This window comes from Actinoplanes sp. NPDC023714, assembly GCF_040639855.1.
Classification (GTDB): Bacteria; Actinomycetota; Actinomycetes; order Mycobacteriales; family Micromonosporaceae; genus Actinoplanes.
Genome location: NZ_JBFAAR010000002.1, coordinates 987,795 through 1,001,232, shown reverse-complemented (window position 1 = coordinate 1,001,232; position 13,438 = coordinate 987,795). Strand labels below are relative to the sequence as shown.

The following is a 13,438-nucleotide window of genomic DNA, read 5'->3' as shown; positions in this document are numbered from 1 at the left end:
GGTCGGACAGCATGCCGAAATGGTGGTGCGGACGGCCGGCGACCGAGAGCAATATGCACGAGTGTCGATTTCCGAGGATGAACTGATCGCGCTCCGCCGGGAGATCCACCGCCACCCCGAACTGGCGGGCGAGGAACGGCAGACCGCCGGCCTGGTCGCGGAGCAGATGCGCGCGGCCGGGCTCGAGGTGACGACCGGCGTCGGCGGGCACGGCGTCCTCGCGGTGCTCGACGGTGCGGCGGACGGCCCGGCGGTGGTGTACCGCGCCGACATGGACGCCGTCGACACCGAGCGGGCCGTCCACCCCTTCCCGAAGTCGGACCGGGTCTTCGACGAGGGCTTCACCTCACGCGTACCCGGCGTCGCGCACCTCTGCGGCCACGACCTGCACACCGCGATCGGCGTGGGCGTGGCCCGCACCCTGGCGCGGAACTCGGAGCGGGTGCGCGGCCGGATCGCGTTCGTCTTCCAGCCGGCCGAGGAACCGCTGCGGGGCGCGCGGGCGATGCTCGACACCGGACTCGTGCAGAGGCTGAAGCCGCGCGAGAGCTACGCCCTGCACTGCGCGCCGTTCCCGGCCGGGACCCTCGCGGTGTCGCCGGGGCACGGCCTGCCCGGGCTCGACCACATGCGGATCGTGGTGGACGACGACGACGCCGTGACCGCCCTCGCGGCCGGCCTGAAAGGACTCGGCACCGTCGAGTTCCCGCGGAGCGTCGCCGAATACCGGGCCCGGTTCCACGAGGTGCTGGAGCGGCAGGCCGCCGGCTCCGTGTCGGTCGCCCAGTGGACCGAACACGCGCCCGGCGGGCGTCCCGCCGTCGGTGTCGTGCTGCGGGTCTGGCCGCAGGAGCGGTTCCCGGAGCTGCGCACCAGGGTCGAGCGGATGGCGGCCCAGGCGGGTGGCCGCGTCGAGTACCCCGGCGAGCCGTTCCCCGCCATGGTCAACTCGGCGGAGCTCAGCACGGCTGCGGGCCGCTGTCTGAGCGCGGTGCTGGGGGAGGAGTCGGTCCTCTAGGCCCGCGCGTCCTGGCCCTACAACTGCGAGGACTTCGCCCTGTTCCTCCGCGAGGCGCCCGGCGCGATGCTCTACCTGGGCGTCGCCGACGCCGAGTCCGGCCTGAACGGCGCACCCCACACCCTCGACTTCGCCGCCGACGAGCGGGCCGTCGGCCACGGCGTGCGCGCCATGTCCGCCCTGCTCACCCACCGCCTGACGGCCGCGGCCGGGTCAGGGCCTCGGTGAACAGGGCCTCGGCTAACAGGGCCGGGTAGCCGTCGTGCGCCAGCGCCAGCGTTCCGAGCGCGCCGGCGGTGAACCACCCGATGGCGTCGTGCTCCTCCGGTGCGGCGTTGACCGGAGTCCCGGCCCACGTGTCGATCAGCCAGATCCGCATGTCGAAGGTGGGACCGCGGACCTCCTGCCAGGGCGGGCCCGCCGGCGCCGTGATCATGACGCCCACCTCTTCGCGAAGCTCGCGGGCCAGGGCCACGCCGGGCGGCTCACCGGGCTCCACGTGTCCACCGGGCAGGTCCCAGACGTCGGGATACCAGCGGCGCCCGGGGGATCGGTGGACGAGCAGAACCCGGCCGCCGTCCCGGAGGAGTCCTGTGACGATGCGCGCCCGGGGAGACGAGTGTGCCACTCGTTCAGCCGTCGACGCGGTAGCGGACGAACATCGTGCCCTGGGAGAAGGTGTGCTGCTCGATCAGGGTCAGATCACGGCGTACGCCGGCCGGCAGGGCACGTGTGCCACCGCCGACGATGACCGGGCAGACGACCAGGCAGATCTCGTCGATCAGGCCGGCACGGTGGGCCTGGAGAGCCAGGGTCGGGCCGCCGATCGCCAGGTCACGGGTGGCCGACTCCTTCAGCGCGCGGACCGCTTCCGGGTCGAAGGTGCGCTCGATACGGGTACGGGCGCTGCGCGGTTCCTCCAGCGTGGACGAATACACGACCTTGTCGGCGCCGCGCCAGATCGCGCTGTAGTCGAGGATGAAGTCGGGGTGACCGGGTTCCTCGTGCACCGTCTCCCAATACGTCATCACGTCGTAGAGCTTCCGCCCGTACAAATGGGTCCCGATCTCCCGATCGAGATCGTTCATGAACCGGTGCACCTCCTCGACCGGCTCGGCCCACCCGAACTTGCCGTTCTCGTCGTTGACGAACCCGTCGAGGGACACGATGTCGGTGTTGATCAGCTTCGCCATCTCTCCGCCTCCACATCCGGTTGCACCCTGCAATCAGTTCCCACCCTAGGCAGACCGATTGCAAAACGCAACCGGTGTGGCATGGTCGCGCGCCTCGGCGGGCATGGGGCACCCATGGAGCGCATCCTCTATGGACTGCTGGCGGTCGGCGGCGTCGCCGTCATCGTCGGTCGCATGCGGTTCGTGCAGTCCTCGGCGCGGGTGAGCCGGGACATCTTCCGGCGGAACGTCGGCCCGCGGGAGGCGGCCTTCCAATCCGTCTTCACCCAGGTGCTCGCCTTCCTGGCCGGCGGCGCGTTCATCGTGATGGGGTTGCTCGGAGCGTTCGGCGTCATCTGGACCGACTAGGGGAAGAGGCGGCTAGGGGAACAGCTGGAGTGACGGTGAGAGCGCCAGCTCCACGGCCTGTTCCGCGGTGAGCACCGGCTCGGGCCGGGTCGCAGACGGACCCTGGCGATCGGTGTTCGAGACCTGCACGTTGATCTCGCTGTGCCCGCGGTAGACCCGGACCACCCAGTTCCGTGGATTCCCGGCGGGCAGCGGATCGCGTTCGGTGGACAGCAGCACGATCTCCCCGTCCGGCCCGCGGCGGACCGTGCACCGCGCGGCCGTGTCCCGCCGGCAGCTCTGCTCCTCCCGCTCCGCGACCGACGGATCCACCACGCCGACCATGACGGTCAGATCACCGGTCCCGGCGTCGTCGCGGATCAGGGTCATCGCATCCACCCGGTTGCCCCAGGGCGGTTCCCCGCCCGGGCTGACCGCGGTCAGCGGCCCGGCCTGCGCCCCCGGCACCGCGGCGAACCGCGCCTCCGGCAGCAACCGGGGGATCTCCGCGTGCAGGAAACAGGTGACGCTGGCCGAGGCCCACTCCACCAGGTCCGGCGGCAGCGGCTCGCCGGCCGCGATCGCGCCGGGCGGCCGGACGCCGGGCCCGACCGGGCACCGCAGCACCACGGCGGCGCGCTGCCGGGGCCCCGGGCCGGCCAGCGCGCGGTGCACGGCCGGCCGGTCGGACGGGTCGGCGCCGCCGGCCGCCCGCTCGGGAGGGTCCGCCATCAGGCCGGTACAGCCGTACGAAAGTGAGCTGCACCAGATCCTCGGCGGTGTGCCAGTCGCCGCAGAGCGAATAGGCGAGACGGCGCAGCGGTTGCGCCCGCGCGCGCACGTATCGGTCCTCACTGTCCACGAGGTTGCACGGCTCAGGGGGCGAACTGGATTTCCGGGAACGCGCGGCTCGGCCCGGAGAGCAGGCGCGACGGCCGGCCGCGCAGGTGCTGGTCGAAGAAGGCCAGCGGATAGGCCTGCTGGATCCGTACGGCCCGGCCCGGATCGAGGGTGCCGATCCAGCTCGCCAGTTCCTCGTCGCTCGTGCCGGACAGCCTCGCCAGCTGCGGGATCAGCCACTGGTGGTCGCAGTAGGACGAGTGCTCGGCGCCGCACGTGCGCACGTTGAGCCGCCATCCGCGCAACTGTTGCCAGAGCTCCTCGACCGGCTCGCCCTCCGGGGACGTGCGGGAATGCGTGGACGTCATCAGCATGAACGGCCGGGAGATCGCGGCCGGCCGCGGCTGCGACTGCATCGGCCCGTCGAGGGCCAGCCCGGCCCGCACCCGGCGGTCGGTGTTCATCACGAGGGCCGTCGCCGTCGCGCCCTTCGACCAGCCGAACATCCCGATCCGGGTGAGGTCGAGCGGGCCGCCCCAGCGGGGGAGCTGATCGAGTACGAAGAGCACGTCGGCGGCCGAGTCCCACGGGGTGGTCCCCTCGTCGTCCGGCACGCTGAGCCGGCCGTCCGGGAACTCGCTGAACCCGTCGCCGGTGTGGTCGATCGTGACCACGGCGTATCCGTGGCTGGCGAGCTCCTGCACGACGATCGTGGTCTCGGCGCGGGTCGCCCCGGAGCCGTGCGAGTAGACGACGACCGGATGGCGGCCGGGCAGCGGCGGGGCGTCGAGCCGGGCCGCGGTGAGCGGCGGCGGGGCATCGGTGCCGAAGCCCGCGTTGTGGATCATCGCGAGCCAGGGCGCCACCGGCATGAACGGCGCCCGGGGACCGCGGGCCGCCGCCGGATACCAGAGGCTCGCCATCATCTCGCGGTCGCCGTTGACCAGATGCAGGTTCCTCGTACCGATGCGGTGTGGGCCCGTGGGCGCGGGAAGGGTGAGTCGCGGCAGGGAGGCCGCGGCGACGCCGGGGCGTGCGGCGATCGGCACGGCGAGAGCGCCGGCGAGCAGGGTACGGCGGGAAATGGTCATGATTCCTCCGGTGCGAGGTGGGCGATGAGCGACTGCAACTGCTTGATCTCGGCTGCCAGGGCACGGCTGCCGGCCGCCGTCAGGGTGATCCAGGTGCGGCCCCGGCGGCCCTCGTAGCCCTTCTCGATCGCGACGAGGCCGGCGCGTTCCAGCACGTCGACGTGCTGGGAGAGGTTGCCCGCGGTGAGTTCGAGCCGGGTGCGCAGGTAGCCGAACTCGGCGCGGCGGGCCTCATGGGTGATCGTCAGGATGCCGAGCCGCACCCGCTGATGCACCACGTCGTCGAGCCCGGTGATCGGGTTCGTCATGATCTTTTCCGGTCGGAAAGGGCGAACCCCGCTGCTCCCAAGGCCAGCACCACGCCATTGATCACCTGCTGCGGCACGAACTCGGCCCGGACGCTGCCGTGCTCCTGCCAGCCGAAGTCGATCGGCACGAGCACCACGGCGAGATAACCGAGCGTGAAGACGAGCAGCGCCACGTTGCGTTCCAGCCGGGCCAGCACGAGCAGCGCGACCCCGATCGTCCCGGCCGGCGCGACGAGCCGATCGGCGACCATCACCCACCAGGGGAAACTGACCGGCGGATGGCTGTCGAAGTAGATCCGGACCGTCGCCCAGGCCGCCACGAAGAGCACTGTCAGCACCGCGCCGGTGATCGCGTAGGGCATCACGCGGGTACCCAGCCCTCGCCGCCGGGCGGCCCGGTGGTAGCTCAGCGCGATCGCTGCATAGGCCAGCAGCAGCGCGACCGGCCAGTAGTAGAGCACCCCGATCCGATCGAACGCGCACACCTCGCCGGTGCAGTCGACGGTCATCCCGACGTAGTCGACCGGGATCGCGGCGAACGTCACCGCGGTCAGGATCAGCAGGGCCGCCCAGGTCAGCCGCTGGTCGCGCCGTACCCGGCCGGTCAGCGCGCGCACGTCGGAGAGCAGCCGTCGGCTTTCGGTTGTCATGCCAATAGGTTTCCATAGCAAACCGATTGGCGCTAGACCGCTTGACGCATTCCGTTATCGGAATATGATTGCGGCCATGGCACGAGCAGCGACGACGTCGGACACCTTCAACGCGATCGCCGAGCCGCAGCGCCGGGACATCCTGGCCCTGCTGCGGGGGCGCGAGTGGCCGGTCACCGACCTGGCCTCCGAGCTGGGGATCAGCCAGCCGCGCGCCTCGAAGCACCTGCGGGTGCTCCGCGAGGTGGGGCTGGTGCGGGTCCGCGAGTCGGGCAAGCAGCGCCTCTACGGCCTCGACGCCCGCGGGCTGCGCCCGATCCACGAATGGGTCGGCGGCTTCGAACAGTTCTGGAACGAGAGCTTCGACCGGCTGGACGCGTACGTGCAGAACCTGCGACAGGGAGAGTGACCGCATGACACAGCACGACCGGGAGATCGTCATCTCGCGGCTCATCGACGCACCGCCGGAGCTGGTTTTCTCGGCGTTCACCGAGGTCCGGCACCTGTCGCAGTGGTGGGGCCCGGAGGGGTTCAGCACCACGACGAAGTCCTTCACGTTCCGCGAGGGCGGCGTCTGGGACTTCGTGATGCACGGGCCGGACGGCACCGACTACCCCGAGTGGATCACCTTCACCGAGATCGACCCGCCGTCCCGGATCGCGCTGCTGCACGGCGAGTCCGCCGGCGACCCGAACGCCTTCGAGTCCGTCCTGACCTTCGCGCCCGCCGGCGCGGCGACCCGGATCGAGATGCTCACGGTGTTCCCGACCAGGGAGCTGCGCGACGAGGCGGTGGAGAAGTACCACGCCGTCGAGGGCGGCGAGCAGACCCTGGCGAACCTGGCCGCGTACGTCTCGGAGGTCCTCTCATGACCGTCTTCTTCAGCGTCTCGATGTCCCTGGACGGGTTCATCGCGCCCTCGTCCCCCGACGAGCTCATGGGCAGGCAGTGGAGGGAGCTGCAGGCCTGGGTGTTCCCGCTGCGCTTCTTCCGGGAGAACCTGAAGTTCGGCGAGGGCGGCGAGGAGGGCCGCGACAACGACATCGCCCGCGCGACGTTCGAGCGCACCGGCGCCAGCGTGATGGGCAGGCGGATGTTCGACGCCGGCGAGCACGCGTGGCCCGAGGACGCGCCCTTCCACACCCCGGTCTTCGTCGTCACCCACGAGAAACGCGACCCGTGGGAGCGGGCCGGCGGCACCACCTTCCACTTCGTGAACGACGGCATCGAGTCCGCGCTCGAGCAGGCCCGCGCCGCGGCCGGCCCCCGCGACGTCCGCATCGCCGGCGGCGGCGAGACGATCCTGCGATTCCTCGACGCCGGCCTGGTCGACGAGTTCTCGATAGCCCTCTCCCCGGTCCTGTTCGGCGCCGGAGTGCGGCTCTTCGACGGCATCGACGCCTCCCGGATCGCGCTTTCCGCTGCCGGTTCCGAGTCCTCACCGAGAGTGACCCACCTGACCTACACCGTCCGCCGGAGGTAGCGGATCAACTCGACGTTCTGTGCAGCTGGTAACGCTTGGCCAGCAGCGCCTGGCGCGCGATCTTGAACTCGAAGTCGTCCGCTGCCGTCGTCGTGTCCATCGACGACATGACGACGACCGGCTTCTCGTCGTCCCGCAGCCAATAGCGGGCGTAGTTCTTGGCGCCGTCCTGGAGCGTGAACTTGATATACGTTCCGCTGCTCTGCTCGGGTCCCGTCCACGTTCCCGTTTCCAGAACGTCGACCTGAGGGTCGTCTTTCGGCGCGCTCACTTCGAGCGGCTTCTCGTCGACGTAGTCGGTGACGTACACCTCGGCCGCGTTTTTCGGATCGACAGTGAATCGGCAGAGGAAGCGCTGCCTTTCGGTGCCCCGGTCGTCGAGCAGAAATGGGCCTTCCCCCGGATGGCACGGCTCCGCCCACACGCGGTGGTGCAGGGCGAAGACATCGCGCTCCGTCCTGTTCGCGGCGGTGATCAGGGAGAGCGCGATGCCGCCCAGGACGGCGCACGCGGCCATGATGACCAGGGTGCGCGCCCATCCCGGCCGGGTCGCGGGCGCGGCGTGGGTGTGCCGGCCCGCGAGGTCGTAGAGAACCAGGTAGAGCGCCACCGCGCCGAGAATGAAGCTGAACGGTGAGGTGAGCTGATCGAGAAGACCGATCGCCTCACCGCCCTCGAATATCGCGACCGCGAACGCCCCGATCCAGACACCGACTAGCGCGAACGTCACCCGATAGAGCCACTTCGGGGGCTCTGGCATGGCCACCATCGCCACAGTATGCCGTTTCGGATAACGACGGGAAATGTCGAATCAACGACTGATATCGATGATTTTGAATGACAATTGATCGTTATTCGACGCCGGCGACGGTGAGGAGGTGGGAGCTAATGCCGAAGAGGGTGGGCTCCTGCTCGACCGCGCGCAGCGCCTCCATCAACCCGGCCGTGCGCTCGTCGCCGTCGAGCCAGCTGTCACGGTCCGCGAAGAGCCAGGCGGCGCCCTCGAGGGCGTACCGGGTCGCGCCGGTCAGACCCGCCTCGGCGAACTCGGCGACGATCTCGTCCGGGTGGTGGAAGTAGGCGAGCGTGAACAGGTCCTGGTCGAACGGCTCGTGGACGCCGGTGACGATCTCGGCGTGGGTGATGCGGCGGACCTCCGGTTCGAGGTAGCGGCCGCGCACCAGGGTGTCGTAGAGCCCGGCGTACCGGCTGATCGTCGCCGCCGCCACGATGCCGCCGGGTGCCGTCACCCGGGCCGCCTCGCGCAGCGCCGCGATCCGGTCGTCGCGGCCGGTCAGGTGGTAGAGCGGGCCGAGCAGCAGGGTCGCCTGGTAGGCCGCGGACGGCTCACCGAGCTCGCGGGCGTCGCCGAGCACCGCCTGCACGCCGTCGATGGCGCCGGCATGCTCGACGTGCAGCGGCATCGGGTCGACGAGCCGCACCCGGTAGCCGTCGGCGGCGAGCCACCGGGCGTGCACACCGGCCCCGCCCCCGACGTCGAGGACCCGACCGGGCGGCGGCGGCAGCCGCCGGCGCAGCACATCCCTCGTACGCAGAAGCTCCAGACGCCCCCGCCCGGCACTCAGCCGATCGAGCTCGCCGCCGCGGGAGTAGTAGTCCCTGATCGTCGTGTCCATCAATCGATGTTGGGCGCGCGGCAGGAGAACGGGCAACCGGTTAACGAGCCCTGAACACGCGCATGCGATGCTTCCCGCCGTGACCACGCCGAACTCCCACGACTCCCGGTCGGCGCTCGCTCGCCTCGTGCTCGCCGACCGGGCGCGTGGCCTGTCCGGAGCCGCCGGGAATCTCGCGCTGGCCCGGCACGGCGGCGCCGGCGGGCGGGCCGGCGAGGTGGCGACGCTGGGTGCGTACGCGGAGCGGCTCCTCACCAGCGCCGTGGTCCACGAGCGGGAGCGCGGCAGCTCGTGGGCGGAGATCGGCCGGTATCTCGGCGTCGGCGCGGAGGAGGCCGAGCGGCGGTTCGGCGCTGCCGCCGCCGAGTGGTCAGAGGACGCGTCCGGGCGGGTGGAGCGTGATCTCGACCTGTGGGCCGACGTGCGTCTCGGCGTCGGCGACAAGCGCGTCGACGGCGGGGATCCGCAGGTGGAGGGGCGGATCGACAGGTCGTGGCTGGCCACCTTCCTCGACCTGCTCGCGTACTACGTGCGTCACTTCCCGGCCGACGGCGCCTGGGAGGATCTCGCGCGGAGGCTTGACGAGCCGGGGGAGTGGCACGCCTACACCATGGACGGCATCTTCGAGTCGCTCGATCTGCGCCTGATCCGGGAGCAAGACCTTTTTTGTGTACGGGTGACCAACGCGCACACGGCCGACCTGCGCCTGCGCGTCAGCACCCTGCTCGAAGCCTTCGGCGCCCGGTGAGGAAGCCTTGGTGAGGTCACCGTGACCGATTCCGGCGGGCTCGACGCCTACGACTACGACTTCGACGGTGGCCGCTGGATCGCCCGCGACGCCACCGCCGAGCCCCCGTTCGCCGCCGCCGCAGGCCTGCCCCTGACGGCGTGGACCGCGACCTCCGACGGCGTGCGGCTCGAGTTCGGCGGTCACCTGATCCTGTTCAGGACGCACGGGGGCGAGGTGAGGACGTGACCGCCCTTATCATCCAGTCATGCTCTTCGATCACGTGCTCGATCGTGCTTGGGAACAGCATGGCGAATCGGCGGAATACGACGAGCTGGAATCCAGGTACCGCTGGCGGGAGGCGCTGATCTGGCTGGCGGCGATCGTCGCGGCGATCGGCGTCGGGTGGCTCGTCCGTGATCCGCTCGTCGTGGTGGCCCGGGCGCTCACCGGCGGGATCGCGCCGCTCATGGCGGTGGCCGGCTGGGTGATAGCGCTGGCGCCGTTCGTGGCGTTCGGGCTCTGCCTGTGGAGGGAAGGGCGGGCGCGGCCGATCTGGGCCGGGGTCACGGTCCTGCTCGGCGGGGTGCTGTTCTGGTTCGTGCCGCTCAGCGGCGCCTACATCGTCCGGGTGGTCGGCGGCCTCGGCGGCGCCGGCTTCATCACCGGCCTCTACTTGGGGACCGGCACGGCCGCGGTGGCCGCGCTGCTCACGCCTTTCGTGCTGGCGATCGTCCGCGCCGATCAGGTGCAGGGCACGGTGGCGCTCGCCGCGATCGGAGCGATCGCATCGCTCGCGTTCGCCATGGTGCACGCCTGGTGAGCGACTCATGGCGAGGCCCACCCCGCGCGATGACGGGGTGGGCCGTGGCGAAAGCGGAACGTCAGGGGGCCTCGGCCGTGTAGAGCGCCGCCACCTCCGCGTCACTCAGAGCGCGATCCACCGCATGCACCCCGTCGACCGATCCTGACCAGTAGTCGGTCTTCGCACCCGCATACTTGGCCCGGCCCACCGAGAACGCGCCCGTGCTGACCACATCCGGGCCGGCCGGTACGGCCGCTACCCGCCGGCCGTCGACATAGAGGCGCGCCTCTCCGGAGGCGTGGTCGCGGACGCCGACCAGGTGGTACCAGCGGTTCAGGGCCGGTGTCACCTCGAGGCGGGCCCGGTTGCCGCCCGGGGTGCTGAACGCGAAGGCGCCCTGGCCGTACTGCAGGTAGAACGGATTCTCCCGGGCTCGCCCGTCCTGGCTGACCGCCGTCGCGTAATTGCCGGGCAGCGAGGAGAGCGACACCCACGCCGACACCGTGTAGTCCTTCGTGGTGTCGAGGACCGGCGCCGCCGTGTCGGCCGAGTCGCCGTCACCGTCGAAGCCGAGGGCCGAGCCGCGTACGCCGCCGACCCACGCGGTGTCCCCGTTCAGCTGCAGCGCGGGCGACTGCGCGACACGACCGGTGCCCTCGTCGAGAGCCCAGTCCCCGCGTCCCGGGAAGGTGGCGTCGGAGGCCGCCGTCGCGCCGGCCTCGATGACCGCGAGGTTGATCTCCCGTACCGATGAGGGGTTGACCTTGATCTCTCGCCGGTCGTAGGTCCAGAGCCCGTTGAGCTCGGTCTCCAGGTCGGTGATCTGCGTGTAGACCGAGCCGGACAGCTCGGCGCCCGCGGCTTCCAGGTAGTACCGGGTGGTGTTGTCGACATAGCGGGCCGTCAGCGCCTCCTTGTCGGCGACACCGCTGTAGATCACGGCGGGCGGGCCGGGCCACATGTGACCGGGCGTGCGCAGGGTGAAGCCGCCGTGCTCGCCGTCCATGGCGATGCGGGTGGCGTCCGGGTAGGCGGGATCGGTGTTGTTGTAGTCGTGGTGGTCGATGACCTCGCCCCTGCCGGAGTCACCCTTCGAGGCGCAGCAGTTGACGCCGCTGTGCGCGTTCAGGATCCGGGACGGGTCGAGCGCCTTGATCTCGTCGGCGATCCGGCCGGTTGCGGTCCGGTCCCACTCGCCCCAGCCCTCGTTGAAGACGATCCAGCCGATGATCGACGGGAAGCTGTGCAGCTGCCGCATCATCTCCTTCCCCTGGCTGAGGAACGCCTCCTGGCCGGCCGTGCTGGTGATGTCGGCCGAGACGAAGTCCTGCCAGACCAGCAGGCCCAGCTCGTCGGCGTGCCGGTACCAGCGGGCGGACTCGACCTTGATGTGCTTGCGGACCGCGTTGAAGCCGAGCTTCTTCGTCTCCACCAGGTCGAACCTCAGCGCCGCGTCGCTCGGCTGGGTGTACAGCCCGTCGGGCCAGAAGCCCTGGTCGAGCGTGGCGAGCGAGAAGATCGGCTTGCCGTTGAGGACCAGCTTCGGGAACCCGCCGACGTTCGCGACCTTGACCTCCCGCAGACCGAAATAGCTCCGGACCTTGTCATTGCCCAATTCCACGTCAAGGTCATAGAGGTACGGGTCGTCAGGGCTCCACAACCGGGGCCGCTCGATCTTCACGCGCAGGTAGGTGCCGGCCGGGCCCGTCGCCGAGCCCACCTTCTTCCCCTTCCTGTCGCGCGCGACGACCTTGACGGTTCCGGCTGCGGACGCCGCGACCTTGACGGTCACCGCACCGCTCGCGACGTCCGGCGTACTGATGACGTCGTTGATCGAAATCGGACTGGTGGGCTCGAGCCAGACCGTCTGCCAGATGCCCGAGGAGGGCTCGTAGACGATGCCGCCCGGGTTGAGCGACTGCTTGCCCTTGGGCTGGTTCGGCCCGGTCACGTCGGTGACGCCGACGATGATCTCCTGCTTGCCGGACCTCGTGAGCGCATCGGTGATGTCGGCGGTGAACGCGGTGTAGCCGCCCGTGTGGGTCGTCACGAGCACGCCGTTGACCCAGACCTTCGCCTGGTAGTCGACGGCGCCGAAGTTGAGCTTGACCCGCTTGCCGCGCCAGCCGCCGGGGACGGTGACGAGCTTGCGGTAGAACATGTGGTCCTCGCGCCGCTCGATGCCGGACAGCTGCGACTCGACCGGGTAGGGCACGATGATCTTCTCGGCGAGCTTCTTGCCGAAGGTCGGCTGCTCGCCGGCCGCCGCGCCGGCGAACTCCCACGGGCCGTTCAAATTCAGCCAGTCCTTGCGGATCAGCTGCGGGCGCGGGTATTCCGGCAGCGGGTGGTTCGTGTCCACCCGGTCGCCCCACGGGGTCGTGAGACGGTGTTCGGACGTGTTCGTTGCCGAGCGGATGACCTGCGGGACGGTCTCGCCGCCGACGATCAGGCCGCCGGTGCCGTCGTAGTTGACGCGGACCTTCTGGTTCTTCTGGACCTTCTCACCGAGGGTGATGGTGAGTTTGTCTCTCTTGCGCTGGATGCTCTTGATCGGAAAGGCGGTCGTGTCGACCTCGACCTTGAGGTGCTGCTGGGTCTGCGCGATCGCGTCGACGTTCGCCTCGAAGTCGGCTACCAGGGTCTTTCCGTCCGGATTTATCGTGAAATCTACCGGGAAAACCTGGAAGCCTGCGGGCGGGGTGAACGCCGACTCCGGCACGATCTGCTTCTCGATTCCGGCACCGGCCCAGCGCAGGAAGAGGTTCGCACCCCCGACATCCTGAAACATCTCGATGCGTACGGTGTGAGCCTCACCGGCGACGAGGTGCACGGGGGCACTGTTCTGCTCGACGTCCCAGTCACCGACCCAGTGATCGATCACCGGCCGGTCGTCGAGGAGGAACCGGAAGCCGTTGTCGCCGATCATCGAGAACGTGTAGTCCCCGGTGGCCGGCGCCGTGAGGGTGCCGGTCCACCGGGCCGTGGTGTGCTCGGTGCGCCCGGTCAGCGACTCGAACGTGCCGGCCAGTCCGGCCAGGTCGATGTTCGGGTCGAGCACGATGCCGCCGAGCTCGGCGAAGTCGCGGGCGCCGGGCGCCGACATCCGGAAGTACTCGCCCTTGAGCCCGTGTACGGGCGCGACCTCGGCCCTCGCCGCCGGGGTCTTCGCCGGCTGGGCATTCGCCGCGGTGGGCGCCATCAGGCCGGACAGGACGAGCAGGACGGCTAGCAGAAGTGGTCGCAGAGGCGTTCGTGGCATCGAGTGTTTCCTTTCGATCAACGACGCGTTGCAAACACACTTAAGCATTTACATGCCTGATGTCAACGAAACCGAACGGTTCCGGACTTAATCGCGC

General features: G+C 70.1%; 18 protein-coding genes and 1 pseudogene. 9 read left to right on the top strand and 10 right to left on the bottom strand.

Annotated features, from left to right (window positions below; translation table 11 throughout):
- Positions 1 to 61: 61 nt before the first annotated feature.
- Positions 62 to 1,018, top strand: a complete 957-nt coding sequence (locus AB0G10_RS12755; protein WP_360919280.1) for a M20/M25/M40 family metallo-hydrolase — start codon at positions 62 to 64, stop codon at positions 1,016 to 1,018.
- Positions 1,019 to 1,084: 66 nt separating this feature from the next.
- Positions 1,085 to 1,246, top strand: a complete 162-nt coding sequence (locus tag AB0G10_RS12750; RefSeq protein WP_360919277.1) for a hypothetical protein — start codon at positions 1,085 to 1,087, stop codon at positions 1,244 to 1,246.
- Here the strand turns inward: AB0G10_RS12750 and AB0G10_RS12745 are convergent.
- Together AB0G10_RS12745 and AB0G10_RS12740 are read right to left on the bottom strand one after the other, a co-directional pair.
- Positions 1,203 to 1,646 (bottom strand): NUDIX hydrolase, encoded by a 444-nt coding sequence (locus AB0G10_RS12745; protein WP_360919274.1) that lies wholly within the window; start codon positions 1,644 to 1,646, stop codon positions 1,203 to 1,205. The two genes, AB0G10_RS12750 and AB0G10_RS12745, sit on opposite strands and share 44 nt — an antisense overlap.
- 4 nt (positions 1,647 to 1,650) lie before the next feature.
- Complete coding sequence (locus tag AB0G10_RS12740) at positions 1,651 to 2,211, bottom strand: dihydrofolate reductase family protein (protein ID WP_360919271.1); 561 nt, start codon at positions 2,209 to 2,211, stop codon at positions 1,651 to 1,653.
- Between the two features lie 114 nt (positions 2,212 to 2,325).
- Between AB0G10_RS12740 and AB0G10_RS12735 the strand changes: the two genes are divergently transcribed.
- Positions 2,326 to 2,559, top strand: coding sequence for a hypothetical protein (locus tag AB0G10_RS12735; RefSeq protein ID WP_360919268.1), 234 nt, complete (start codon positions 2,326 to 2,328; stop codon positions 2,557 to 2,559).
- A gap of 12 nt (positions 2,560 to 2,571) precedes the next feature.
- Here AB0G10_RS12735 and AB0G10_RS12730 read toward each other — a convergent pair whose 3' ends face one another.
- The 5 genes and pseudogenes from AB0G10_RS12730 to AB0G10_RS12710 form a co-directional block, all read right to left on the bottom strand.
- Entirely contained in the window at positions 2,572 to 3,270 is a 699-nt protein-coding gene (locus AB0G10_RS12730; RefSeq protein ID WP_360920771.1) for a hypothetical protein, read from the bottom strand.
- 52 nt (positions 3,271 to 3,322) lie between these two features.
- Positions 3,323 to 3,379, bottom strand: a pseudogene (locus tag AB0G10_RS12725) (SigE family RNA polymerase sigma factor); the annotation flags it as partial.
- A gap of 34 nt (positions 3,380 to 3,413) precedes the next feature.
- Positions 3,414 to 4,469, bottom strand: coding sequence for an alpha/beta hydrolase (locus AB0G10_RS12720; protein WP_360919265.1), 1,056 nt, complete (start codon positions 4,467 to 4,469; stop codon positions 3,414 to 3,416).
- Positions 4,466 to 4,777 (bottom strand): transcriptional regulator, encoded by a 312-nt coding sequence (locus tag AB0G10_RS12715; protein WP_360919262.1) that lies wholly within the window; start codon positions 4,775 to 4,777, stop codon positions 4,466 to 4,468. The genes AB0G10_RS12720 and AB0G10_RS12715 overlap by 4 nt, the downstream gene beginning before the upstream one ends.
- Positions 4,774 to 5,427 (bottom strand): hypothetical protein, encoded by a 654-nt coding sequence (locus AB0G10_RS12710; RefSeq protein WP_360919259.1) that lies wholly within the window; start codon positions 5,425 to 5,427, stop codon positions 4,774 to 4,776. The genes AB0G10_RS12715 and AB0G10_RS12710 overlap by 4 nt, the downstream gene beginning before the upstream one ends.
- Before the next feature lie 76 nt (positions 5,428 to 5,503).
- Between AB0G10_RS12710 and AB0G10_RS12705 the strand changes: the two genes are divergently transcribed.
- From AB0G10_RS12705 to AB0G10_RS12695, 3 genes are read left to right on the top strand one after another with little or no spacing between them, the layout of a single operon-like run.
- A complete protein-coding gene (locus AB0G10_RS12705) occupies positions 5,504 to 5,836 on the top strand; it encodes a metalloregulator ArsR/SmtB family transcription factor (RefSeq protein ID WP_360919256.1) in 333 nt (110 codons plus the stop codon).
- A 4-nt stretch (positions 5,837 to 5,840) separates the two neighbouring features.
- Positions 5,841 to 6,299, top strand: coding sequence for an SRPBCC family protein (locus AB0G10_RS12700; protein WP_360919254.1), 459 nt, complete (start codon positions 5,841 to 5,843; stop codon positions 6,297 to 6,299).
- Positions 6,296 to 6,910: a dihydrofolate reductase family protein gene (locus tag AB0G10_RS12695; RefSeq protein ID WP_360919251.1), complete on the top strand. Its 615-nt coding sequence runs from the start codon at positions 6,296 to 6,298 to the stop codon at positions 6,908 to 6,910. The genes AB0G10_RS12700 and AB0G10_RS12695 overlap by 4 nt, the downstream gene beginning before the upstream one ends.
- A gap of 4 nt (positions 6,911 to 6,914) precedes the next feature.
- On the opposite strand, the gene AB0G10_RS12690 is transcribed toward AB0G10_RS12695, so the two are convergent.
- Together AB0G10_RS12690 and AB0G10_RS12685 are read right to left on the bottom strand one after the other, a co-directional pair.
- Entirely contained in the window at positions 6,915 to 7,685 is a 771-nt protein-coding gene (locus AB0G10_RS12690; protein ID WP_360919248.1) for a hypothetical protein, read from the bottom strand.
- Positions 7,686 to 7,761: 76 nt separating this feature from the next.
- On the bottom strand, positions 7,762 to 8,547 hold the full coding sequence (locus AB0G10_RS12685) for a class I SAM-dependent methyltransferase (RefSeq protein WP_360919245.1): 786 nt from the start codon (positions 8,545 to 8,547) through the stop codon (positions 7,762 to 7,764).
- Positions 8,548 to 8,626: 79 nt separating this feature from the next.
- Here AB0G10_RS12685 and AB0G10_RS12680 point away from each other — a divergent pair, with 79 nt between their 5' ends.
- Genes AB0G10_RS12680 through AB0G10_RS12670 form a run of 3 tightly spaced genes read left to right on the top strand, consistent with a single transcriptional unit; the run spans position 8,627 to position 10,097 of the window.
- Positions 8,627 to 9,295: a hypothetical protein gene (locus AB0G10_RS12680; RefSeq protein WP_360919242.1), complete on the top strand. Its 669-nt coding sequence runs from the start codon at positions 8,627 to 8,629 to the stop codon at positions 9,293 to 9,295.
- Between the two features lie 21 nt (positions 9,296 to 9,316).
- Positions 9,317 to 9,523: a hypothetical protein gene (locus tag AB0G10_RS12675; RefSeq protein ID WP_360919240.1), complete on the top strand. Its 207-nt coding sequence runs from the start codon at positions 9,317 to 9,319 to the stop codon at positions 9,521 to 9,523.
- A gap of 19 nt (positions 9,524 to 9,542) precedes the next feature.
- On the top strand, positions 9,543 to 10,097 hold the full coding sequence (locus AB0G10_RS12670) for a hypothetical protein (RefSeq protein ID WP_360919238.1): 555 nt from the start codon (positions 9,543 to 9,545) through the stop codon (positions 10,095 to 10,097).
- Positions 10,098 to 10,158: 61 nt separating this feature from the next.
- On the opposite strand, the gene AB0G10_RS12665 is transcribed toward AB0G10_RS12670, so the two are convergent.
- Positions 10,159 to 13,341, bottom strand: a complete 3,183-nt coding sequence (locus AB0G10_RS12665) for a LamG-like jellyroll fold domain-containing protein (RefSeq protein ID WP_360919236.1) — start codon at positions 13,339 to 13,341, stop codon at positions 10,159 to 10,161.
- Between the last annotated feature and the right edge of the window lie 97 nt (positions 13,342 to 13,438).